This is a genomic window from Pseudomonas sp. Sample_14 (assembly GCF_004307515.1).
GTDB classification, from domain to species: domain Bacteria; phylum Pseudomonadota; class Gammaproteobacteria; order Pseudomonadales; family Pseudomonadaceae; genus Aquipseudomonas; species Aquipseudomonas atacamensis.
On the sequence record NZ_RCOC01000045.1, the window covers coordinates 50,169 to 71,607 of the forward strand.

23 protein-coding genes are annotated in these 21,439 nt (G+C 58.9%); 3 read left to right on the forward strand and 20 right to left on the reverse strand.

What is annotated here, in order from left to right:
• Position 1: 1 nt before the first annotated feature.
• From D8U61_RS10985 to D8U61_RS11010, 6 genes are all read right to left on the reverse strand, one after another.
• Complete coding sequence (locus D8U61_RS10985; protein ID WP_130887792.1) at positions 2 to 610, reverse strand: phage baseplate assembly protein V; 609 nt, start codon at positions 608 to 610, stop codon at positions 2 to 4.
• 3 nt (positions 611 to 613) lie between these two features.
• The gene (locus D8U61_RS10990) at positions 614 to 1,135 is read right to left on the reverse strand and encodes a hypothetical protein (RefSeq protein WP_130926910.1); all 522 of its coding nucleotides are present in this window, start codon (positions 1,133 to 1,135) and stop codon (positions 614 to 616) included.
• Between the two features lie 71 nt (positions 1,136 to 1,206).
• Positions 1,207 to 1,545, reverse strand: coding sequence for a phage holin family protein (locus tag D8U61_RS10995; protein ID WP_016771446.1), 339 nt, complete (start codon positions 1,543 to 1,545; stop codon positions 1,207 to 1,209).
• 139 nt (positions 1,546 to 1,684) lie between these two features.
• Positions 1,685 to 1,957 (reverse strand): tail fiber assembly protein, encoded by a 273-nt coding sequence (locus tag D8U61_RS11000; protein ID WP_241663618.1) that lies wholly within the window; start codon positions 1,955 to 1,957, stop codon positions 1,685 to 1,687.
• A 263-nt stretch (positions 1,958 to 2,220) separates the two neighbouring features.
• The gene (locus D8U61_RS11005) at positions 2,221 to 2,637 is read right to left on the reverse strand and encodes a tail fiber assembly protein (protein ID WP_024011843.1); all 417 of its coding nucleotides are present in this window, start codon (positions 2,635 to 2,637) and stop codon (positions 2,221 to 2,223) included.
• A gap of 518 nt (positions 2,638 to 3,155) precedes the next feature.
• Positions 3,156 to 3,899: an XRE family transcriptional regulator gene (locus tag D8U61_RS11010; protein WP_110600122.1), complete on the reverse strand. Its 744-nt coding sequence runs from the start codon at positions 3,897 to 3,899 to the stop codon at positions 3,156 to 3,158.
• Between the two features lie 201 nt (positions 3,900 to 4,100).
• On the opposite strand from D8U61_RS11010, the gene mutS reads away from it, so the two are divergent.
• Positions 4,101 to 6,683: a DNA mismatch repair protein MutS gene (gene mutS, locus D8U61_RS11015; RefSeq protein ID WP_056783236.1), complete on the forward strand. Its 2,583-nt coding sequence runs from the start codon at positions 4,101 to 4,103 to the stop codon at positions 6,681 to 6,683.
• 163 nt (positions 6,684 to 6,846) lie between these two features.
• Positions 6,847 to 7,170, forward strand: a complete 324-nt coding sequence (fdxA, locus tag D8U61_RS11020; RefSeq protein ID WP_016771449.1) for a ferredoxin FdxA — start codon at positions 6,847 to 6,849, stop codon at positions 7,168 to 7,170.
• A gap of 533 nt (positions 7,171 to 7,703) precedes the next feature.
• Here the strand turns inward: fdxA and rpoS are convergent.
• The 8 genes from rpoS to D8U61_RS11060 form a co-directional block, all read right to left on the reverse strand.
• Positions 7,704 to 8,711 (reverse strand): RNA polymerase sigma factor RpoS, encoded by a 1,008-nt coding sequence (gene rpoS, locus D8U61_RS11025; RefSeq protein WP_016771451.1) that lies wholly within the window; start codon positions 8,709 to 8,711, stop codon positions 7,704 to 7,706.
• 106 nt (positions 8,712 to 8,817) lie between these two features.
• Positions 8,818 to 9,687 (reverse strand): peptidoglycan DD-metalloendopeptidase family protein, encoded by an 870-nt coding sequence (locus D8U61_RS11030; RefSeq protein ID WP_016771452.1) that lies wholly within the window; start codon positions 9,685 to 9,687, stop codon positions 8,818 to 8,820.
• A 211-nt stretch (positions 9,688 to 9,898) separates the two neighbouring features.
• Entirely contained in the window at positions 9,899 to 10,534 is a 636-nt protein-coding gene (locus D8U61_RS11035) for a protein-L-isoaspartate(D-aspartate) O-methyltransferase (RefSeq protein WP_160768345.1), read from the reverse strand.
• A 38-nt stretch (positions 10,535 to 10,572) separates the two neighbouring features.
• Complete coding sequence (gene surE / locus D8U61_RS11040; RefSeq protein WP_024011837.1) at positions 10,573 to 11,322, reverse strand: 5'/3'-nucleotidase SurE; 750 nt, start codon at positions 11,320 to 11,322, stop codon at positions 10,573 to 10,575.
• Entirely contained in the window at positions 11,310 to 12,368 is a 1,059-nt protein-coding gene (gene truD, locus D8U61_RS11045; protein ID WP_125925198.1) for a tRNA pseudouridine(13) synthase TruD, read from the reverse strand. Before truD ends, surE begins: the two co-directional genes overlap by 13 nt.
• Entirely contained in the window at positions 12,365 to 12,838 is a 474-nt protein-coding gene (gene ispF / locus D8U61_RS11050) for a 2-C-methyl-D-erythritol 2,4-cyclodiphosphate synthase (protein WP_125925197.1), read from the reverse strand. Before ispF ends, truD begins: the two co-directional genes overlap by 4 nt.
• Before the next feature lie 44 nt (positions 12,839 to 12,882).
• Positions 12,883 to 13,728 (reverse strand): S-formylglutathione hydrolase, encoded by an 846-nt coding sequence (gene fghA / locus D8U61_RS11055; RefSeq protein WP_130926911.1) that lies wholly within the window; start codon positions 13,726 to 13,728, stop codon positions 12,883 to 12,885.
• A gap of 97 nt (positions 13,729 to 13,825) precedes the next feature.
• Positions 13,826 to 14,938: an S-(hydroxymethyl)glutathione dehydrogenase/class III alcohol dehydrogenase gene (locus D8U61_RS11060; RefSeq protein WP_110600129.1), complete on the reverse strand. Its 1,113-nt coding sequence runs from the start codon at positions 14,936 to 14,938 to the stop codon at positions 13,826 to 13,828.
• 116 nt (positions 14,939 to 15,054) lie between these two features.
• Here D8U61_RS11060 and D8U61_RS11065 point away from each other — a divergent pair, with 116 nt between their 5' ends.
• The gene (locus D8U61_RS11065; RefSeq protein ID WP_073476033.1) at positions 15,055 to 15,951 is read left to right on the forward strand and encodes a LysR substrate-binding domain-containing protein; all 897 of its coding nucleotides are present in this window, start codon (positions 15,055 to 15,057) and stop codon (positions 15,949 to 15,951) included.
• A gap of 143 nt (positions 15,952 to 16,094) precedes the next feature.
• Here the strand turns inward: D8U61_RS11065 and ispD are convergent, their stop codons facing one another.
• The 6 genes from ispD to D8U61_RS27890 all read right to left on the reverse strand — a co-directional run.
• Positions 16,095 to 16,802: a 2-C-methyl-D-erythritol 4-phosphate cytidylyltransferase gene (gene ispD, locus D8U61_RS11070; RefSeq protein WP_122691745.1), complete on the reverse strand. Its 708-nt coding sequence runs from the start codon at positions 16,800 to 16,802 to the stop codon at positions 16,095 to 16,097.
• Entirely contained in the window at positions 16,799 to 17,077 is a 279-nt protein-coding gene (gene ftsB / locus D8U61_RS11075) for a cell division protein FtsB (protein ID WP_016771460.1), read from the reverse strand. Before ftsB ends, ispD begins: the two co-directional genes overlap by 4 nt.
• Before the next feature lie 169 nt (positions 17,078 to 17,246).
• The gene (eno, locus tag D8U61_RS11080; RefSeq protein ID WP_130926912.1) at positions 17,247 to 18,536 is read right to left on the reverse strand and encodes a phosphopyruvate hydratase; all 1,290 of its coding nucleotides are present in this window, start codon (positions 18,534 to 18,536) and stop codon (positions 17,247 to 17,249) included.
• A gap of 155 nt (positions 18,537 to 18,691) precedes the next feature.
• Positions 18,692 to 19,537, reverse strand: coding sequence for a 3-deoxy-8-phosphooctulonate synthase (kdsA, locus tag D8U61_RS11085; protein WP_016985082.1), 846 nt, complete (start codon positions 19,535 to 19,537; stop codon positions 18,692 to 18,694).
• A gap of 4 nt (positions 19,538 to 19,541) precedes the next feature.
• Positions 19,542 to 21,173: a CTP synthase gene (locus D8U61_RS11090; protein ID WP_016771462.1), complete on the reverse strand. Its 1,632-nt coding sequence runs from the start codon at positions 21,171 to 21,173 to the stop codon at positions 19,542 to 19,544.
• A gap of 85 nt (positions 21,174 to 21,258) precedes the next feature.
• Positions 21,259 to 21,439 (reverse strand): hypothetical protein (locus D8U61_RS27890; protein ID WP_206663082.1); only part of this gene is annotated, 181 nt, incomplete at its 5' end.

Consider the following 21,439-nt stretch of genomic DNA (forward strand, 5'->3'; position numbering starts at 1 on the left):
ATCAGGGGCTGATGACGCGGCCCTGGTGATCGACCAAGGGGCCGCTGAAGTGCACGCCCGAGGCGTCGATACTCAGGCCGACGGCGCCCAGTTGCAGGGTGATCAGTTGTGGCGTCATGGCCAGACGTGCAGGGCCGATGCTCAGTTCGAGCGACTCGCGAGACCCGTTGAATTGCGCGGGTCCGTTCAGCCAGTGCAAGGCGTGGCTGGCGTCGTCGTAACCGCTTTCGCTGCCGTCCCGATGCACCCGACGGGTCAGCGTCGGCACAGTCGAGGCGGGAGGAAAGCGGTCACTGTTCAAGCCGAACAACGCGACACTCTGCGCACCGCTTTCACCGCTGCCATAGTTGAACAGCAGGCACTGCTCGCCCACCGTGGGGATGCGCGATTCGCTTTGCGCACCGGCGCTAGGGTTGAAGAACTTGATCGCCGGGGTGAGCAATCCACCATGGCTGACCTGGCAAGTGTTACTCGCCGCATCAATTAACTGGCAGATGCCAATACGACAGAAACTCTCGGCACGGCGATGCAGGTCTTCGATTTCCGCTTCCATTTCCGCCAGACGCTCAATGATCGGGCCAAGCTGCATACGCAGTAATGCATCGAACATCGGTCAGCCCTCCAGCGCGGTGTACTGGTCTGGATCGTCGATGTCGCTGACTTCCCAGGTGCGAGCGAATTTCGGCATGCCCAGTGGATCGTCGAGCAAGGTCGAGCCGAGGTAGAGTGTCTGGTTGAACGTCAGGGTCCAGGTTTTGTATTGTTGATCAGCACTGATAAGCAACGACGGCAAGCCATCGATATTCAGGGGCAGATCGCATTGATCGCCGGGCAATCCCCAGCGGTTGTCGGTGATCAGGTTTTTCAGCACGGCGATCAGATCGCACGCTGCAAAAGCGGTCGCAGAAAGCGCCGGGATGACTTGCAGTGACAACGTCATGACATGAGCGATACGCCCATCAGCGGCGCGCATGCCGGACGCATTTCGGTCAAAGTCAATCAGTACCCAAGCCTGTTCGCCCGCTGCTGTGAAGTCAGCGTCACTGCCGACATTGAGGTTGAGACCGGCGGTGTTGCGCAGTGTCGTCGCGATGGCTGTGAACAGTTGCGACGGCTGCTGGATCGGTGTGGGCATACATGACCTCCTTTTCAATCGTCCACGTGCAGCCCTGCCGCCGACATGGCGGCACGGAAAAATATTCAGGGTTAAGGCTGGTCGCGCGGCGGCACGTCACAGACGCCGATGCGCTTGGCCGCCCAGCGTTCGTAAAGGCCGATGGCGACGTCGGCGCCGGCCATGGCGGTCAGGCAGCCAAACGCACCAGCGGCCCAGATCGACATGCCGGCGGCATACAGCAGCATGATTGCCGACACGCCGCAGATCATGCAGGCGCCGGAACGCAGAGCCAGACGCCGCACCAGCGACCAGCCGCGGGCGCCCTCCTTGTCGGCGCGCCACATTTCGCCGGACACCCCGCCGACGACAGCGAGGAGGATGACCAGCCAGATCGGCATGTCCGCCAACGCTTGTTGCTCGTTTGTCATGTCACGCCTCCGTGGGCAGTGGGTGATAGATGGGAATTGAGTTCAAATAATGTCTCTTCAGGCAGGCATTCCAAAAAGCCCGGCCTTGCGCCAGGCTTTTCAGCAATGCGGTCCCGCCGATCGATTACTCGAGTTGGAATCAGTAAGGTGCGACTGGCCACGCGATGTTCGCCGGATAACCCGACTGCTGATCGATGTCGCTGAGGGCGATGCAGTATTGCTCGTGGGCCAACAGCCGAGCCTGGTCGTCGCTGGTGGCGACGCCGACGTCGGCTTTGAACTGCAGCGAGTTCATCAGTAACCAGTTGGCGGCCCCATTCAGCAATTGCCACTTCTGCTGTTCGGCTTTGTTTCGCAGTTCTTCTTCGTCGGTGCAGAGAAGGTCCAGACCCCATTGAAGGTTGCGCTCCAACCCACCCGAATATCCGTACTGCCGGTTACATCAACCCAAACCGAGGTTGGCGAAGCAGGTGGTTCAAGAATCACTTCACTTTCTTCCAACTGGACAACTCGGTTGTATTCAACCAGTGCATAAAGACTCATTGGGTCTTCCTCATTTACTCTTTGGCAGGAATGTCGCCGTGCAACTGGCAGGTATTTAAAAGCCCGGCAACAAGGCCAGGCTCTTCAGTAATGCACTGCGCATTTCAATATTGCGGATGCGTCAAATGTCGCTTATGGCACTTCAGGCCAAATGACGCTCAGTGGATAGCCCGGCTGTTTGTTGACTTGGCTCATCGCGATGAAGAACTGCTTGTAGGCCAGCAGTGCGGCCTCTTCAGCAGGTGTAGCCAGCCCCAGCTCGACTTTTTGTACCAGCGCGGACGATGTCAGGGTGAAGTTGACTTTATCGAAACGAGTCACTCTTTCGTTACGCATTTGCATAGCCAACATGGACGGTTGCCCCCACATATCGCTATCAGTAAATGTCCAGACGCCGTCGGTGTTCACCGCGTTCCAGGAATAATCGATCTTGGGCAATGCGCTGACATCCACCCAGACTTGGTCCGCCGGAAACTCATCGGTGATCGGGTTTGCGGTTTCAAAAATGTTGTCGACTTTGCCAGCGACGACACGTGCGTATTTCTTCATGTTCATCATCCTTATTGAGTGCCGGCATCCCGGCGTTTCAGTTCCTGCCCGGTAGGCATTCCAAAAAGCCCGGCGCTTGTACACCGGGCTTTTCAGTAATGCGCTCCTTCGCCTCCCTTCAAATCCTGTAGTCATGAAGGGAGCTGACTTTTCGGCGCTACTGGCGCGGTACGAGTCCATTCAAATTGTTTTTCCGACCGCGGTCCCTGCCCGCCGGATAACTGCTTCTGGTGTTTTACGCTGCACACCCGGGTCAGTTGCCAACCCTCTGAACCGTTGAGGCCGGTTCATCGCTGCCTGTTCTTGTGGAACTAAAGAGCTTGTCTTGCCAGCCGCTTTGTCGAGCGGCTTGGTGGCAAGAATATGCATGAATGCATATACAGTCAATGCGTAAATGCATTTATTTATGCATTAAATTTGCGCGTATGCATGAAAACCAAGCGGGCCAAGGGGTGGGGAGATTTCTGCAGGCGAAAAAAAACCTGCCGAGGGGCAGGTTTCAGTTAAATCGAAATGGGTTAACGGGCGTACATGCCCCACCAGAAGACGTGACCGAGGATGACGATCTGCTCTTCCTGGATTTCCTGGAAGCTATAGTCCTCGTCCGGATGCTCGTCGCGATTGAAGCTGCGCAGACGGATGCCGGTGGGCAGGCGATAGAGTTGTTTCACGCGCAGCTGGCCGTTGTGATTGATCGCATACAGATCGCCATCGATGATGTCGCCGATGCCGCACTTGCCGGCGTTGACGCCGACGGTGGCGCCATCACGCAGAACCGGCAACATGCTGTTGCCGCGCACCGTCACGCATTTGGCCTGGTCGAATTGCACGCCGTTGTGGCGCAGGCTGCGCTTGCCGAAGCGCAGGCTAGAGCGCTCGCTCTCTTCGATGACGAATCTTCCTGATCCAGCAGCCAATTCAACCTCGCGTAGAAAGGGCACCGACACCTCGTCGTCATCGACGGGCGTGTCGTCGTCCCACAGGCTTATGTCCTTGAGTTCCGCATGCACGTCAGCGCGAGTGCCGCCGGTCGTTGGCGCGACGTCCGCGCGCCCGCGCAACTGATCGGTGCTGACGTTGAAATATTCAGCGATCTTCGAGATGTGTTTATCCGAAGGATCGACAATCTTCCCGCTGAGAATCCGCGAGAGCGTTGATTGAGGCACGCCGGTGCGACGGTGGAGCTCCGTGGGGGAGATCCCGTGCTGGTCGAGCAGTGCTCTTAAGACGGAGGAAACGTTGCGTTTTTGCATAACGCGCATAGTGCTTGAAGTTTTTCCCGAAGACAAATGCTTATTTGCATAAATCGTGCATAGATCAACTTTTCTCTACAAGTCCACGCTCACCCGACCGCAGTGCCTGCGTCGGGCTGACTGCCCATGGTAACCTTGCGCCCATCGCGGAAAAGCCCGGCCACTGCCCGCGCTTTGCCCTACATCTTTTAACGAGTTGCCCGACATCCGATGAATAAAGCCGTCTCCGACCTGTCCTCCCACACTCCGATGATGCAGCAATACTGGCGCCTGAAGAATCAGCACCCGGACCAGCTGATGTTCTATCGCATGGGCGATTTCTACGAAATCTTCTACGAAGATGCGAAGAAAGCCGCCAAGTTGCTGGACATCACCCTGACCGCGCGCGGGCAGTCGGCGGGTCAGGCGATTCCGATGTGTGGGATTCCTTACCACGCCGCGGAAGGTTACCTGGCGAAACTGGTCAAGCTCGGCGAGTCGGTGGTGATTTGCGAGCAAGTCGGCGACCCGGCCACCAGCAAAGGCCCGGTGGAGCGCCAGGTCGTACGGATCATCACGCCGGGGACAGTCAGCGACGAAGCGTTACTCGATGAACGCCGCGATAACCTGATTGCAGCGGTATTGGGCGACGAGCGTCTGTTCGGTCTGGCCGTGCTGGACATCACCAGCGGCAACTTCACCGTGCTCGAAATCAAAGGCTGGGAAAACCTGCTGGCGGAACTGGAGCGGGTCAACCCGGTGGAACTGTTGATTCCAGATGACTGGCCAAAGGACCTGCCGGCGGAGAAACGCCGTGGCGTACGTCGTCGTGCGCCGTGGGACTTTGAGCGTGACTCGGCGTTGAAAAGTCTCTGCCAGCAGTTTTCCACTCAAGACCTGAAAGGCTTCGGCTGCGAAAACCTGACCCTGGCCATCGGCGCTGCCGGCTGCCTGCTGGCCTACGCCAAAGAGACCCAGCGCACCGCCCTGCCCCACTTGCGCAGCCTGCGTCACGAACGTCTCGATGACACCGTGGTGCTCGACGGCGCCAGCCGGCGCAATCTGGAACTCGACACCAATCTGGCCGGTGGCCGCGACAACACGCTGCAATCGGTGGTCGATCGTTGCCAGACCGCCATGGGCAGCCGTTTGCTGACTCGTTGGCTGAACCGGCCGTTGCGCGACCTCACCGTGTTGCTGGCACGCCAGACGTCGATTCGCTGCCTGCTCGACGGCTACCGTTTTGAAAAGCTGCAACCGCAGCTCAAGGAAATCGGCGACATCGAGCGGATTCTGGCGCGTATCGGTCTGCGCAATGCTCGACCACGTGACCTTGCGCGTCTGCGTGACGCTCTCGGCGCACTGCCCGAACTGCAAGTGGCGATGACCGATCTGGAAGCGCCGCACCTGCAGCATCTGGCGGCCACCACCAGCACCTATCCGGAACTGGCCGCATTGCTGGAAAAAGCCATCATCGACAATCCGCCAGCGGTGATCCGTGACGGCGGCGTGCTGAAAACCGGTTACGACAGCGAACTCGATGAACTGCAATCGCTGAGCGAAAACGCCGGCCAGTTCCTCATCGATCTGGAAGCCCGGGAGAAGGCCCGTACTGGTCTGGCCAATCTAAAAGTTGGCTACAACCGCATCCACGGCTACTTCATCGAATTGCCGAGCAAGCAGGCTGAATCGGCGCCCGCTGACTACATCCGCCGGCAGACGCTCAAAGGCGCCGAGCGTTTCATCACGCCCGAGCTGAAAGAATTCGAAGACAAGGCGCTGTCGGCCAAGAGTCGCGCGCTGGCTCGGGAAAAAATGCTTTATGAGGCGCTGCTCGAAGACTTGATCAGCCAGTTGCCGCCGTTGCAGGACACCGCCGGCGCATTGGCCGAGCTGGATGTGCTGAGCAACCTTGCCGAGCGTGCCTTGAACCTTGACCTTAACTGCCCGCGTTTCGTCAGCGAGCCGTGCATGCGCATCACCCAGGGTCGTCACCCGGTGGTTGAGCAGGTGCTGACCACGCCGTTCGTGGCCAACGACCTGAGCCTGGACGACAATACGCGCATGCTGGTCATTACCGGCCCGAACATGGGTGGTAAATCCACTTACATGCGGCAAACCGCGTTGATCGTGTTGCTCGCGCATATCGGCAGTTTCGTGCCGGCCGCCAGTTGCGAGTTGTCGCTGGTCGACCGCATCTTCACCCGTATCGGTTCGAGCGATGATCTGGCCGGCGGTCGCTCGACCTTCATGGTCGAGATGAGCGAAACCGCCAACATCCTGCATAACGCCACCGAGCGCAGTCTGGTCCTGATGGACGAAGTCGGGCGCGGTACCAGCACCTTTGACGGTCTGTCGCTGGCGTGGGCGGCGGCCGAGCGCTTGGCTCATCTGCGTGCCTATACGCTGTTCGCTACGCACTACTTCGAACTGACCGTGTTGCCGGAAGCCGAGCCGTTGGTGGCCAACGTCCACCTCAACGCGACCGAGCACAACGAACGCATCGTGTTCCTGCACCATGTTCTGCCTGGGCCGGCCAGCCAGAGCTACGGCTTGGCAGTCGCGCAACTGGCTGGTGTGCCGAGTGAAGTGATCCTGCGCGCGCGTGAGCATCTGAGTCGTCTGGAAGACACAGCCCTGCCCCACGAGGCGCCGAAACCGGCAGCCAAGGGCAAGCCGTCGACACCGCAGCAAAGCGACATGTTCGCCTCGCTGCCGCATCCGGTGCTGGATGAATTGGCGAAGGTGGATCTCGACGACATGACACCACGGCGTGCGCTGGAAATGCTCTATGCACTGAAGAACCGGATATAAGCACTGAAGAAGCGGATATAACGCAAATCGCTTCAAGCTGTTAGAATCTCGCGCGGTTCGGGATGCTGCTGGCTCATAGCCTGGTCAGCAGGTATCGCTCCCGAACCTGGCGACCCCAACCGTGAAGGGGCAACGCTGCCGCCGCCTGAGGAGAAAATTAGAAATGACCTTCGTCGTCACCGACAACTGCATCAAGTGCAAGTACACCGACTGCGTAGAAGTCTGTCCGGTGGACTGCTTTTACGAAGGCCCGAACTTCCTGGTGATTCACCCGGACGAGTGCATCGACTGTGCGCTGTGTGAACCAGAATGCCCGGCTGTGGCGATCTTCTCGGAAGACGAGATCCCAAGCGGCATGGAAAACTTCATCGAGCTCAATGCCGAGCTGGCGGATATCTGGCCGAACATCACCGAGCGCAAGGATCCGCTTCCGGATTCTGCTGATTGGGATGGCAAGCCGAACAAGATCGAACAACTCGAACGCTGATCTACCCCGCGCTCGACTGAAAGGCCCCTTGTGGGCCTTTTTGCTTTTGCAGGTTTTACTTTTCTGCAGACGAAAAAAGGGGCGGTATGACCCGCCCACATTTTTTCCCTATTCCCTGTAGTCCTTTTCATCGTCCTGATGAATCGCCTCCTGCGATGTCCGTTCCCCTCTTCCGTAAAGGGCGTGTCTGTCCGTCGACACAGCCCTGATATTAGAGAGTTTCCGCAGCGGAGCAATCAGGCTCAGGCGCAGGTCTACGCTGACATAAAGACATAATAATTGAAAAATATTTATATAAATCATCAAGTTACCGCTTAGCATTGATCGCAATCGCCTTCTGCCGAAGTGTAAAAATAACGAACACTTACGACACAGTAAGCAAAGGCTTACAGCGCGAGACTACAAACTCAGAAAATGCTGACCGCTCGTCTGGCACCTCGCCCGACAAACGCGATGCACGAGACAGACATAAACAACAAGCCCCGACTGATTGAATCAGCCGGGGCTTTTTTTGCGCGCGGTCGATCAGGCGCTTATTGGAACAGCGACTCGCTCGACAGGCCATTCTTCTCCAGGATCTCGCGAAGGCGCTTGAGGCCTTCCACCTGGATCTGCCGTACCCGCTCGCGGGTCAGGCCGATCTCCAGGCCGACATCTTCCAGCGTGCTGCTTTCGTGACCGCGCAGGCCGAAGCGGCGAATCACCACCTCGCGCTGCTTGTCGGTCAGCTCCGACAGCCATTGATCGATGCTCTGCGACAGGTCGTCGTCCTGCAGCAGTTCGCACGGATCGGTCGGACGATCATCAGTGAGGGTGTCCAGCAGGGTTTTATCCGAATCCGGACCCAGCGAGACGTCGACCGAAGAAACCCGTTCGTTCAGGCCCAGCATGCGCTTGACCTCGCCCACCGGTTTTTCCAGCAGGTTGGCGATTTCTTCGGGTGAAGGTTCGTGGTCGAGTTTTTGCGTCAGCTCCCGTGCGGCCCGCAGGTACACGTTGAGCTCCTTGACCACGTGAATCGGCAACCGGATGGTCCGGGTCTGATTCATGATCGCGCGTTCGATGGTCTGACGGATCCACCACGTGGCGTAGGTCGAGAAGCGGAAGCCGCGCTCGGGATCGAACTTTTCCACCGCGCGGATCAGGCCGAGGTTGCCCTCTTCGATCAGATCCAGCAGCGACAGCCCCCGATTGACGTAACGCCGGGCGATCTTGACGACCAGCCGCAGGTTACTTTCGATCATGCGCTTGCGCCCGGCCGGATCGCCACTTTGCGACAAGCGCGCAAAATGAACTTCTTCTTCCGGGGAGAGCAGAGGGGAAAAGCCGATTTCGTTGAGATACAGCTGCGTGGCATCAAGTGCCCGAGTGTAGTCGATGTATTTATGTTGTTTGAGTGTGGCGGAGTGTCTGGATTTGGAACGAACGGAAGGTGGAGCAGCCCCTTCATCATTCAACATCGAATCCGAATCGATGCCGGTCTCCATAAGGAGAACCTCATCGTCGATGTCAAACTCCGGCACTTCTTTACTGAGAGCCATTGTTATAGTCCTTTGGTGAGTTCGACCCCAAGCTCAAGCGACGCCTTTATCCTTGGCAACGCTGGAGCCTGTCCCCTCTACGCGACGGAACAGGCTGGCCTACAAATCAACGTCTTGGCAGGAACTGCAGCGGATCCACAGGTTTACCTTGGCGGCGAATCTCAAAATGCAGTTTCACCCGGTCTGTACCCGTTGACCCCATTTCGGCAATTGTCTGTCCGACCTTGACCTGCTGCCCCTCCCGAACCAACAGCCTGCGGTTATGTCCGTAAGCACTGACGTAGGTTTCGCTGTGTTTGATGATGACCAATTCGCCGTAGCCCCTTAAGCCACTCCCGGCGTATACGACCGTCCCATCAGACGCAGCTAAAACAGGCTGTCCCAAATCTCCGGCGATATCAATTCCTTTATTCAAACTACCGTTTGAAGAGAATTTTCCAATCAGAACGCCATTAGATGGCCATCCCCAGCCGGTCGGGGCCGGGCCTGCCGGAGGCAGTGGAGCGGGTGCAGGTTTGCTCGCGACGGACGGTACAACCCCTTTGGAACCGGTGGTTGTAGTGGTTGTGGTGCCATTCGCCTGGCGCCGGATTACCGTGGTTTTACTCGACGAAGAAGGTGAAGAACTGGAGTTGCTCACCACCGCTGTCGGCGTTGAACCGCTGCGCCCGTCGAAGCGAATTGTCTGACCCGGATGGATCGTATACGGCGTAGGAATATTGTTCCGGGCGGCGAGGGTTTTGTAGTCCCAGCCGTAGCGAAAGGCGATCGAAAACAAGGTATCGCCGGGGCGGACTACATATTGCCCGGTAGTAACGGTCGGACGTTGCGCGACCGAATTATTGCGATCGACAACCCGTACGTTGCTCGATTTGGTGCTGGAGCAACCGACCAGCAAGGTGCTCAAGACAAGGCCAGTCACCAGGCGCTGAAAGCTCGTGTTACCCATACGCTGCGCAATGACTGTGAGACTCACCCGCCGCTCCCTTTGTGGTGGCTGAAAATTCTGAATGCCGCACTGCGGCATGAAGTGTCGCAAGTATAACGGGCCGAAACGGCTTTACCTTTAATGAAGCGAAATCACTGGACGCACACGTTTGCCAGGGGCAAGTACGCTGCGTTTAAACTCTGGCTGTCGGTGTAAGACCGGCGCCGTTGAAAGGAATTCAGCGCCTGCTCGCAAATGCTCAGGCCAGTGGCCCATTGAGCAAAGGCACGAAACGCACAGCGCCCAAAACGTGTCGGGAAAAGCCATGTTCTTCGCGCACGATCAGCATCAGTTGTTGCACTTCACCGGAGCCGACCGGAATCACCATGCGCCCACCGGGGGCCAGCTGATCGAGCAAAGCTTGCGGTACATCGGTGGCAACGGCGGTGACGATGATGCCGTTGTAGGGCGCCAGCGCCGGCCAGCCTTCCCAGCCATCGCCCCAGCGAAACACCACGTTACGCAGGTTCAACTCGACCAGACGCTCCTTGGCGCGATCCTGCAACACCTTGATGCGCTCGACGGAAAACACCCGTTCAACCAGTTGCGACAACACCGCTGTCTGGTAGCCGGAACCGGTGCCGATCTCCAACACTTTATCCAGTGGACCTGCCTCCAGCAGCAGCTCGCTCATGCGCGCCACCATGTAAGGCTGGGAGATGGTCTGGTTGTTGCCGATCGGCAGCGCGGTGTCTTCGTAAGCGCGGTGCGCCAGCGCCTCGTCGACAAACAGATGACGCGGCGTGCGGCGGATCACTTCCAGGACTTTGGCGTTCGATACGCCTTCTTCATACAGCCGCTGGATCAGTCGCTCGCGCGTACGCTGGGAGGTCATGCCAATGCCGCTGCGCAGGCGGTCGTCATGTTCACGCATCAGCTCAGCCCCCCCAGCCAGCCATCAAGACTTCTGAAGGCATCATTGAAAGTGCGATCGAGCTGCAACGGTGTGATGGACACATAGCCCTGCATCACGGCATGAAAATCGGTGCCCGGGCCGCCGTCTTCAGCGTCGCCGGCAGCGGCGATCCAGTAACCGGCCTTGCCGCGCGGATCGACCACTTTCATCGGCGCCGCCGCGCGGGCGCGATGGCCGAGACGGGTCAACTGAATGCCACGGATGTGATCGATGGGCAGATTGGGAATGTTCACGTTGAGCACCGTGCGCGGCGGCAGATCGAGCCCGGCGTGGGCCTCGACCAGTTTGCGCGCAAAGTAGGCCGCAGTCGGCAGGTTATCCACTTGGCGCGAGACCAGGGAAAAGGCAAACGATGGGCGCTCGAGAAATCGTCCTTCAAGGGCTGCCGCCACGGTTCCGGAATACAGCACGTCGTCACCGAGGTTGGCGCCGAGGTTGATGCCGGAAACCACCATGTCCGCTTCGCGCTCAAGCAAGCCGTTAAGGCCCAGGTGAATGCAATCGGTCGGTGTGCCGTTGAGGCTGATGAAGCCGTTGGCCAGGTATTGCGGGTGCAGCGGACGGTCGAGCGTCAGCGAACTGCTGGCGCCGCTTTTGTCCTGCTCCGGGGCGATAACCACGCATTCGGTGTAATCCGCCAGCGCAGCATAAAGCGCGGCGAGACCGGGCGCGGTTACCCCATCGTCGTTAGAAATCAGAATACGCATGGGCTGTCCGTCTGCCCCACCGGCACCAGATCAACGAGCTCGCGCACCAATACGGTGGCAAAGCATCCGGCCGGGAGGACGAATTCCAGTTGCAGAATGTCAGGTTGGGGATAATGCCACGTCAACCCGCCAATGGGCAGCCGCAGGATGCGACGTTCATGGCTCATGCCGGCGTGGATCAACCAGTCGCGCAGATCCGCTTCGCGGGCGGCGATCGCCTGCTCCAGTTCATGGACTGCGCCAGCCGCGGGCGAGTCACCTTCGCCCCACTGCGGACCGGTCGGGTGCAGGTCGAGAATTGCCAGACGCGGGTCGCTGCATTCGGCTTCACCGGCCGGGAAAAAACTGCGGCTGTCGGTGAAGGCCAGCAGATCGCCAACCAGCGCGGTGTTCCAGGTGCCATCGGCGACGCGCGCCGCCAGCACCTGGTTGAACAGAAAGCTGCGCGCCGTCGACAGCAACCGCGAACGCACATTTCGCTGTTCCGGCAAAGCCTTGCGCGCCGCCCACGCCCGGGCATCGACAACGTTACCGCCGTCATGGCCAAAGCGCTGGGCGCCGAAATAATTGGGAATGCCTTGTTTGGCGATCAGTTGCAGACGCTGTTCAAGCGCGTCTTTGTCGCCATCGAATTGCGTCAGGCGCAACGTGAAACCGTTGGCCGAATGCGCACCGCGTTGCAGCTTGCGCTTGTGGCGGGTGGTCTTGAGGATCTTCAGCGTGTCGTTTTCCGCCGCCGACAGATCCGGATCGGCCTTGCCCGGCAATTGCACGCTGAACCACTGTCGAGTCAGAGCCTGACGGTCCTTGAGGCCGGCATAGCTGACGGTGCGCAACGGCACGCCCGCCGCTTTGGCGATCCGCCGTGCCGCTTCTTCGGTATTGAGACCGCGCTTTTCCACCCAGATCCACAGGTGTTCGCCGTCACCGCTGAACGGAATATCCAGCACTTCATCGACCTGGAAATCCTCAGCGATGGCTTTCAGTACCGCTGTGCCGAGGGGTTCGCCATAGGCCCGCGGACCGAGCAATTGCAGTTCATTCATGCGCGCAGCAACAAGGCAACGGAGTGCACGGCGATGCCTTCTTCGCGACCGACAAAGCCAAGCTTTTCGGTGGTGGTAGCTTTGACGTTCACTTGATCCAACTCAACTTGAAGATCCGCCGCGATCAGCGCGCGCATCGATTCGATATGCGGCGCCATTTTTGGCGCCTGGGCAACGATGGTGTTGTCGACGTTGCCGACCTTCCAGCCCTTGGCGTGGATCAGACTGACCACATGACGCAACAGCACACGGCTGTCGGCGCCCTTGAATTGCGGATCGGTGTCCGGGAAGTGTTTACCGATATCACCCAGCGCCGCCGCGCCGAGCAAGGCATCGCTCAAGGCGTGCAGCAGGACGTCACCGTCGGAATGAGCGAGCAGCCCGAAGCTGTGTGCAATCCGCACGCCGCCCAGAGTAATGAAATCGCCTTCAGCGAAACGGTGCACATCGTAGCCGTGGCCAATACGCATAAAAAAAACGCCCCGATTTTTGTCAGGGCGTGATTCTACCTGCATTAACCGCGCAGAGCGCGTGCGTGATGCTGCAAGTGGTCGTCAATGAAGCTTGAGATGAAGAAATAGCTGTGGTCGTAGCCCGGTTGCAGGCGCAGCTCCAGCGGATGCCCCGCTTGTTTTGCTGCGTGTTGCAAGGCCTCGGGTTTCAATTGCGTGGCGAGGAAATCGTCACGATCACCTTGATCGACCAACAACGGCAACTTCTCCGTCGCCTCCGCGATAAGCACACAGGCGTCCCACTCCTTCCACTTCGAACGGTCTTCGCCCAAATAGTTGGAAAAGGCCTTCTGACCCCAAGGGCAATCGATCGGATGGGTGATCGGCGAAAAGGCCGAAACCGATTTATACCGCCCAGGATTGCGCAAGGCACAGACCAAAGCACCGTGGCCGCCCATCGAGTGGCCGCTGATGCTGCGCTTGTCGGAAGCGGGGAAATGCGCTTCGACCAGAGCAGGCAATTCCTGCACGACATAGTCATGCATCTGATAGTGCCGCGCCCACGGTTCCTGCGTGGCGTTCAGATAAAACCCGGCGCCGAGACCGAAATCCCAAGCCTTGCCTGCATCGTCCGGAACATCCGGACCGCGTGGGCTGGTATCCGGGGCGACGATAATCAAACCAAGTTCGGCAGCCATGCGCATCGCGCCGGCCTTCTGCATGAAATTCTCATCGGTGCAGGTCAGCCCGGACAACCAGTACAGCACTGGCAGCTTGCCGCCCTGCTCCGCTTGCGGCGGCAGGTACACGGCAAAGACCATGTCGCAATCAAGCACTTCGGAGCGATGGCGATAGCGCTTGTGCCAGCCACCGAAACTCTTCTGACAGGAAATGTTTTCCAGATTCAAGGGATTCTCCCTAGCTGCAAGCCGCAAGCCGCAAGCTTCAAGACAAAGCACGAACGCCTTTACTTGCAGCTTGAAGCTTGCAGCTCGGAGCTGCTGTTTAGAAATGTATGACGGTGCGGATGCTCTTGCCTTCGTGCATCAGGTCGAACGCCTTGTTGATATCTTCCAGGCCCATGGTGTGGGTGATGAAGGTATCCAGCGGGATCTCGCCGCTCTGGGCCATGTCGACGTAGCTCGGCAATTCAGTACGGCCACGCACGCCGCCGAACGCCGAACCGCGCCAGACGCGACCGGTGACCAACTGGAACGGCCGGGTAGCGATTTCCTGGCCGGCACCGGCGACACCGATGATGACCGACTCGCCCCAGCCTTTGTGGCAGCACTCAAGCGCGGCGCGCATCAGTTGCACATTGCCGATGCACTCGAAGGAGAAGTCGACGCCGCCATCGGTCATGTCGACGATCACTTCCTGGATCGGACGATCGTAATCTTTCGGGTTCACGCAGTCGGTGGCACCGAGTTGTTTGGCGATTTCGAACTTGGCCGGATTGATGTCGATGGCGATGATGCGCGCAGCCTTGGCTTTCACCGCGCCGATCACGGCCGACAAGCCAATACCACCGAGACCGAAGATGGCCACGGTGTCACCCGGTTTGACCTTGGCGGTGTTGAGCACGGCGCCGATACCGGTGGTTACGCCGCAACCGAGCAGGCAAACCTTTTCCAGCGGCGCGTCTTTGGAGATCTTCGCTACGGAAATTTCCGGCAGTACGGTGTACTCCGAAAACGTCGATGTGCCCATGTAGTGGAAAATCGTTTCGCCCTTGTAGGAAAAGCGCGAAGTGCCGTCCGGCATCAGGCCCTTGCCTTGGGTGGCGCGAATCGCCTGGCAGAGGTTGGTCTTGCCCGACTTGCAGAATTTGCACTGGCCGCATTCCGGGGTGTACAGCGGGATGACGTGATCGCCGACGGCAACCGAGGTCACGCCCTCACCGATCGCTTCAACGATGGCGCCACCTTCGTGGCCGAGGATCGACGGGAAGATGCCTTCCGGGTCTGCGCCGGACAAGGTGTAGGCATCGGTGTGGCACACCCCGGAAGCGACAACGCGCAGCAACACTTCACCAGCCTTCGGCATGGCGACATCGACTTCTACGATTTCCAGCGGCTTCTTGGCCTCGAAGGCAACGGCGGCGCGCGACTTGATCATGCTGACTCTCCAATGAATCCAGTAAATAAAAAAGCAGACAGACAGTGTAGTTCAGCGCGCCCTGAGGAATAATCCGGACGAAAGCAAAACATTATTGCCATACAGGGATAATCCAAGTGTCGGAAAACCGCTGGGAAGGCATCGACGAGTTCGTTGCCGTCGCCGAATGCAATCAATTCACCGCCGCTGCCGAGCGTCTTGGGGTTTCTTCCTCGCACATCAGTCGACAAATCGTACGGCTCGAAGAGCGTTTGCAGACGCGCCTGCTCTACCGCAGCACCCGGCGAGTTACGTTGACCGAAGCCGGGCAGACTTTCCTGCAACATTGTCAGCGCCTGCAGGACGGTCGCGAAGAAGCCTTGCGCGCGGTAGGCGATCTGACCAGCGAACCGAAAGGCATGCTGCGCATGACCTGCGCGGTGGCCTATGGCGAACGCTTTATCGTGCCGCTGGTGACTCGCTTCATGGGGCTGTACCCGCAGCTGCGTATCGATATCGAGCTGAGCAATCGCCAGCTGGATCTGGTGCATGAAGGGCTGGATCTGGCAATTCGTCTGGGTCGGCTACAGGATTCGCGCTTGGTCGCGACACGCCTGGCGCCACGGAGAATGTACCTGTGCGCATCGCCTTCCTACCTGGAACGGTATGGGCGCCCACACAGTTTGTCGGAATTGAGTCGACACAATTGCCTGATCGGCAGTTCGGATATCTGGCAACTGGAACAGAACGGGCGGGAATTTTCCCAGCGGGTGCAGGGCAACTGGCGTTGCAACAGTGGGCAGGCGGTGCTGGATGCGGCGCTTCAGGGTGTCGGGTTGTGTCAGTTGCCGGACTATTACGTGCTCGAGCACCTGCACAGCGGCGCGCTGATTTCCTTGCTCGAGGCGCATCAGCCGCCGAATACGGCGGTGTGGGCGCTGTATCCGCAGCAGCGGCATCTGTCGCCGAAGGTGCGCAAGTTGGTGGATTTTCTTAAAGAAGGGTTGGCTGAGCGGGCGGAGTATCGAAGCTGAGTGATGGGTTGTTCGTGCGGCCGCCTTCGCGAGCAAGCTCGCTCCCACAGTGGACGTGCAGTGACTGCAAATCTGGTGTCAGGCGCAAATCAAATGTGGGAGCGAGCTTGCTCGCGAAGGCGGCGCAATGGGCGCCACAGCAATCAGCGGCGGTTAGCCCATCGCTGGCGCAACCACTCCAGGTCTTCCGGCCGGGTCACCTTGAGGTTATCCGCCCGCCCTTCGATCAGACGCGGTGCCAGACCGGCCCATTCCATCGCCGAAGCTTCATCGGTGATCACGGCATCCGCAACCAGGCTGTCGGCCAACGCCCGATGCAACGCACCGAGGCGGAACATCTGCGGTGTATACGCCTGCCAGATCACGCTGCGATCCACGGTTTCAACCACACGTCCGTTGTCATCAACGCGTTTGAGCGTGTCGCGAGCAGGAACCGCCAACAGACCGCCGACCGGGTCATCCGCGAGTTCGGCAAGCAACTTGTCCAGATCATCGCGACTCAGATTCGGCCGGGCCGCATCGTGCACCAGCACCCAATCGTCATCGTCGGCACCTTGCGCATGCAGGTGCAGCAAGGCATTGAGCACCGACGCGGAACGCTCCGCGCCGCCATCAACCCGCTGAATGCGCGGATCGTTGACGCATGCCAGATTCGGCCAGTAAGGATCGTCTACAGCAAGACTGACCACCAGGCCCTTGAGGCTCGGGTGATCGAGGAAACAGCCGAGGCTGTGTTCGAGAATTGTGCGCCCGCCCAGTTGCAGATATTGCTTGGGACGGTCCGCGGCCATTCGGGCACCGACGCCCGCGGCAGGAATCACGGCCCAGAAGGCCGGCAGGGAATCGATCATTGGGCCAACTGGTAAAGGGTTTCGCCATCCTTGACCATGCCCAGTTCGTGACGAGCCCGCTCTTCGACGGTCTCCATGCCTTTCTTCAGCTCGCTGACTTCAGCGTCCATCACCCGGTTTCGCTCCAGCAGGCCTTCGTTTTCGGCATGTTGCTCGGCGATCTGCTGTTTCAGCTCGGCGACCTGCGCCAGACTGCCATTGCCCACCCACAGGCGGTACTGCAGACCGGCCAGCAGCAAGAGCAAAACAAGAAACAACCAGTAAGGACTGCGCATCGAATATCAGGTATCCAGTGAAAAAAGACAGCCACGCATAATGTTGCAGCATCTGATAGCACGAAGCCTGGAAAGATCCAGGCTTGTGCTTAAGGCATCAGATTAGTGGCAAATCCATCGCTGTCACGACTTTTCCGACACAATCCGGTGTCCTTTGATCAGGTTGCGCTTAACCGCGGAACTCGGCACGGCCGTTGTACTTGGCCTTGCCGTTCAACTGCTCTTCGATACGCAGCAGTTGGTTGTACTTGGAAACGCGGTCGGAGCGGCACAGCGAACCGGTCTTGATCTGGCCAGCCGAGGTGCCCACAGCCAGGTCGGCAATGGTCGAATCTTCGGTTTCGCCGGAACGGTGCGAGATCACGGCGGTGTAACCGGCAGCCTTGGCCATCTGGATGGCTTCCAGGGTTTCGGTCAGGGTGCCGATCTGGTTGAACTTGATCAGGATCGAGTTGGCGATCTTTTTATCGATGCCTTCTTTGAGGATCTTGGTATTGGTCACGAACAGGTCGTCGCCCACCAGCTGGGTCTTCTCGCCGATCTTGTCGGTGAGGATTTTCCAGCCAGCCCAGTCGGATTCGTCCAGACCGTCTTCGATGGAGATGATCGGGTAACGCTCGGTCAGACCTTTGAGGTAGTCGGCGAAACCTTCAGCAGTGAACACCTGGCCTTCGCCGGACAGATTGTACTTGCCGTCTTCGTAGAACTCGCTCGCGGCGCAGTCCAGCGCCAGGGTCACGTCGCTGCCCAGCTTGTAACCGGCGTTGGCCACGGCTTCGGAGATCACTTTCAGCGCGTCTTCGTTGGAAGCCAGGTTCGGCGCGAAACCGCCTTCGTCGCCAACGGCAGTGCTCAGACCACGAGCCTTCAGCACAGCTTTCAGGTGATGGAAAATCTCGGTGCCCATGCGCAGACCTTCCGAGAAAGACTTGGCGCCAACTGGCTGGACCATGAATTCCTGGATGTCGACGTTGTTATCGGCGTGCTCGCCACCGTTGATGATGTTCATCATCGGGACCGGCATCGAGTACACACCCGGGGTGCCGTTGAGGTTGGCGATGTGTGCGTACAGCGGCAGATCCTGATCCTGCGCAGCTGCCTTGGCCGCAGCCAGGGACACGGCGAGGATGGCGTTGGCGCCCAGGGTCGCCTTGTTTTCGGTACCGTCGAGCTTGATCATCGCCTGATCCAGCGCTTTCTGGTCGCTCGGGTCGGTGCCCAGCAGCAGATCGCGGATCGGACCGTTGATGTTGGCTACCGCCTTGAGCACGCCCTTGCCCAGGTAACGGCTCTTGTCGCCATCACGCAGCTCGAGCGCTTCACGCGAGCCAGTGGATGCACCGGACGGCGCGCAGGCGCTACCGATGATGCCGTTGTCGAGAAGCACGTCCGCTTCCACGGTGGGATTGCCACGGGAGTCGAGAACTTCACGACCTTTGATGTCGACGATTTTTGCCATTGTTGTAAACACTCCAAAGTTGACGAAAACGACGCAGCTAGAGGAAATCTTTATCGTCGGCAAGCGAAGTACAGCGGGCAGACTTGCAGACGACAGCGCTCACGCCCGAGGGCATGAGCGACAAATCGTGCGGTACTTTACCGGAGAATCGAGCGTTACGCGGTTTCTACCGTCGGAAAACTCTTCACCAGTTCGTCCAGAGCTTTGAGCTGGGCCAGGAATGGCTCCAGTTTGTCCAGACGCAAGGCGCAAGGGCCGTCGCATTTGGCGTTGTCCGGATCCGGATGCGCTTCGAGGAACAGACCCGCCAGCGACTGGCTCATGCCGGCCTTGGCCAGATCCAGAACCTGGGCACGGCGACCGCCGGCGGAGTCGGCACGACCGCCAGGCATTTGCAGCGCGTGGGTCACGTCGAAGAATACCGGGTATTCGAACTGCTTCATGATGCCGAAGCCGAGCATGTCGACCACGAGGTTGTTGTAGCCGAAGCTCGAACCACGCTCGCAAAGGATCAACTGATCGTTACCCGCTTCCACGCACTTGTTCAGGATGTGTTTCATTTCCTGAGGCGCGAGGAACTGGGCTTTTTTGATGTTGATCACGGCATTGGTCTTGGCCATCGCGACAACCAGATCGGTCTGGCGCGACAGGAAGGCCGGCAGCTGAATGATGTCGCAGACTTCAGCGACGACCGCAGCCTGATCCGGCTCGTGGACGTCGGTGATGATCGGCACGCCGAACGCTTGCTTGATGTCCTGGAAGATGCGCATGCCCTCTTCCAGGCCAGGACCGCGATACGAAGTCACAGAAGACCGGTTGGCCTTGTCGAAGCTGGCCTTGAACACGTAAGGGATACCGAGTTTTTCGGTGACCTTTACGTACTCTTCGCAAACCTGCATGGCCATGTCACGGCTTTCCAGCACGTTCATGCCGCCGAACAGCACCATGGGTTTGTCGTTGGCAATCTCGATGTCGCCGACGCGGATGATCTTCTGTGCCATCGGGTTACGCCTTCTTCTGGTGTTGAGCCAACGCGGCTTTGACGAAACCGCTGAACAGCGGATGACCGTCGCGTGGCGTCGAGGTGAACTCAGGGTGGAACTGGCAGGCAACGAACCATGGATGATCCGGCGCTTCAACCACTTCGACCAGCGCAGCATCGGCGGAACGACCGGAGATTTTCAGGCCGGCTTCGATGATCTGCGGCAGCAGGTTGTTGTTCACTTCGTAACGGTGACGGTGACGCTCGACAATCACGTCCTTGCCGTAGCAATCGTGGACTTTGGAGCCCGGTTCAAGCAGGCAATCCTGTGCGCCGAGACGCATGGTGCCGCCCAGATCGGACGCTTCGGTACGCACTTCGACAGCACCGGTGGCGTCTTCCCATTCGGTAATCAGACCGACCACCGGATGGCCGCTGGCACGATCGAACTCGGTGGAGTTGGCGTCTTTCCAGCCCAGTACGTTACGGGCGAACTCGATGACCGCCACTTGCATGCCCAGGCAGATGCCGAGGTACGGAACCTTGTTTTCGCGAGCGTACTGAACGGCAGTGATCTTGCCTTCCACGCCACGCAGACCGAAGCCGCCCGGCACCAGAATCGCGTCGACACCTTCGAGCAGCGCAGTGCCCTGGTTCTCGATGTCTTCGGAATCGATGTAGCGCAGGTTGACCTTGGTGCGGTTGCTGATACCGGCATGGCTCATCGCTTCGATCAGCGACTTGTACGCGTCGAGCAGTTCCATGTACTTGCCGACCATGGCGATGGTCACTTCGTGTTCCGGGTTCAGCTTGGCATCGACCACTGCGTCCCACTCGGACAGGTCGGCGCTGCCGCACTGCAAGCCGAAACGCTCAACGACGAAATCGTCCAGACCCTGCGAATGCAGGATGCCCGGGATCTTGTAGATGGTATCGGCGTCTTCCAGCGCGATTACCGCACGCTCTTCAACGTTGGTGAACTGGGCGATCTTGCGACGCGAGGACACATCGATCGGGTGATCGGAACGGCACACCAGCACGTCTGGCTGCAGACCGATCGAACGCAGTTCCTTGACGGAGTGCTGGGTCGGTTTGGTCTTGGTTTCGCCAGCGGTGGCGATGTACGGCACCAGCGTCAGGTGCATCAGCATCGCGCGCTTGGCGCCGACTTCGAAACGCAGCTGGCGGATGGCTTCGAGAAACGGTTGCGACTCGATGTCACCGACGGTGCCACCGATCTCGACCATCGCCACGTCTGCGTCACCGGCACCCTTGATGATGCGGCGCTTGATTTCGTCGGTGATGTGCGGGATTACCTGGATGGTTGCACCCAAGTAGTCGCCACGGCGCTCTTTGCGCAGCACGTGCTCGTAGACACGGCCGGTGGTGAAGTTGTTGTTCTGGGTCATGGTCGTGCGGATGAACCGCTCGTAGTGCCCCAGATCCAGGTCGGTCTCGGCGCCGTCGTGGGTGACGAACACTTCACCGTGCTGGAACGGACTCATGGTGCCTGGATCGACGTTGATGTACGGATCCAGCTTCAGCATGGTGACCTTAAGCCCCCGCGCCTCCAGGATAGCCGCCAATGAAGCCGAGGCAATGCCTTTCCCCAATGAAGAAACAACACCGCCCGTGACGAATATGTAGCGCGTCATGAAAAACCCTAGAAGTCTGCGTTAAAGCGGAACGAGCCGCCGGGGAAAGCGAAGGAAGGCCGAAGCCCCCGATCACCTGCATTAATCACAGTGCACCTTTCGAAAAAACCGCCGCGTTGTGACAGACCGGCAGATGAAACACCGGTACGTTGCTCGCTACACATTTTTTGGAATCGCCCAGCAAAGACTGCTTGGTAATCGGCAACTCCTGCAATTCAGGCGAATCCACAGAAGTTGTATCAAGAAGGGAGCGTAGTCTACCGGAA

Excerpts from the sequence above, each read along its gene's own strand:
- D8U61_RS10985 (WP_130887792.1), bottom strand. The coding sequence starts at position 610 with ATGTTCGATGCATTACTGCGTATGCAGCTTGGCCCGATCATTGAGCGT.
- D8U61_RS10990 (WP_130926910.1), bottom strand. The coding sequence starts at position 1,135 with ATGCCCACACCGATCCAGCAGCCGTCGCAACTGTTCACAGCCATCGCG.
- D8U61_RS10995 (WP_016771446.1), bottom strand. The coding sequence starts at position 1,545 with ATGACAAACGAGCAACAAGCGTTGGCGGACATGCCGATCTGGCTGGTC.
- D8U61_RS11005 (WP_024011843.1), bottom strand. The coding sequence starts at position 2,637 with ATGAAGAAATACGCACGTGTCGTCGCTGGCAAAGTCGACAACATTTTT.
- D8U61_RS11010 (WP_110600122.1), bottom strand. The coding sequence starts at position 3,899 with ATGCGCGTTATGCAAAAACGCAACGTTTCCTCCGTCTTAAGAGCACTG.
- mutS (WP_056783236.1), top strand. The coding sequence starts at position 4,101 with ATGAATAAAGCCGTCTCCGACCTGTCCTCCCACACTCCGATGATGCAG.
- fdxA (WP_016771449.1), top strand. The coding sequence starts at position 6,847 with ATGACCTTCGTCGTCACCGACAACTGCATCAAGTGCAAGTACACCGAC.
- rpoS (WP_016771451.1), bottom strand. The coding sequence starts at position 8,711 with ATGGCTCTCAGTAAAGAAGTGCCGGAGTTTGACATCGACGATGAGGTT.
- D8U61_RS11035 (WP_160768345.1), bottom strand. The coding sequence starts at position 10,534 with ATGACCTCCCAGCGTACGCGCGAGCGACTGATCCAGCGGCTGTATGAA.
- surE (WP_024011837.1), bottom strand. The coding sequence starts at position 11,322 with ATGCGTATTCTGATTTCTAACGACGATGGGGTAACCGCGCCCGGTCTC.
- truD (WP_125925198.1), bottom strand. The coding sequence starts at position 12,368 with ATGAATGAACTGCAATTGCTCGGTCCGCGGGCCTATGGCGAACCCCTC.
- ispF (WP_125925197.1), bottom strand. The coding sequence starts at position 12,838 with ATGCGTATTGGCCACGGCTACGATGTGCACCGTTTCGCTGAAGGCGAT.
- D8U61_RS11060 (WP_110600129.1), bottom strand. The coding sequence starts at position 14,938 with ATGATCAAGTCGCGCGCCGCCGTTGCCTTCGAGGCCAAGAAGCCGCTG.
- ispD (WP_122691745.1), bottom strand. The coding sequence starts at position 16,802 with ATGATCGATTCCCTGCCGGCCTTCTGGGCCGTGATTCCTGCCGCGGGC.
- ftsB (WP_016771460.1), bottom strand. The coding sequence starts at position 17,077 with ATGCGCAGTCCTTACTGGTTGTTTCTTGTTTTGCTCTTGCTGCTGGCC.
- eno (WP_130926912.1), bottom strand. The coding sequence starts at position 18,536 with ATGGCAAAAATCGTCGACATCAAAGGTCGTGAAGTTCTCGACTCCCGT.
- kdsA (WP_016985082.1), bottom strand. The coding sequence starts at position 19,537 with ATGGCACAGAAGATCATCCGCGTCGGCGACATCGAGATTGCCAACGAC.
- D8U61_RS11090 (WP_016771462.1), bottom strand. The coding sequence starts at position 21,173 with ATGACGCGCTACATATTCGTCACGGGCGGTGTTGTTTCTTCATTGGGG.